Raw genomic sequence first — 437 nt, 5'->3', positions numbered from 1 at the left:
GTTCCCCGTTCCCCCGTCCCGCCCGGGCCGTTACCCACCATGCGCTCGCTCGCGTTCCCGGGGGACTACTTCCTGGAGCTGTGAGGATGGGGGGATGCGATCGGTTTCCCACGTCTACCCGGGCGATCTCACGTTCCGCCGTGCGACCAAGGCCGACGTCGCGGCGATCGTCGAGCTCGTCGAGTCCGCGTACCGGGGGGAGCCCAGTCGCGCGGGGTGGACCACCGAGGCCGACCTGCTCGCCGGGCGGCGCACCGACGCCGCCGCGGTCGGCGCGGCATTGGCGGCGCCGGACAGCGTGGTCCTGCTCGCGCAGGACCCGGACGGAACCCTCCTCGGTTGCTGCCACGTGGAACGATGGGTCGAGCCACCGGCCCGGTCGGAGCACGCGGTGACCGAGGTGACCGAGGTGACCGAGGTGACCGAGGTGACCGAGG

At 72.8% G+C, this 437-nt stretch carries 1 protein-coding gene; it reads left to right on the top strand.

Translation table 11 applies throughout. The features are described from left to right. Positions 1-94: 94 nt before the first annotated feature. Positions 95-437, top strand: a 343-nt coding sequence (locus ACY45C_RS13160) for a GNAT family N-acetyltransferase (protein ID WP_462187910.1), incomplete at its 3' end; no start/stop codon positions are given.

It is taken from the genome of Frankia sp. CcWB2, assembly GCF_977927585.1.
Note: the sequence above shows the minus strand (reverse complement) of the source record. Positions and strands in the feature narration are given on the sequence as shown.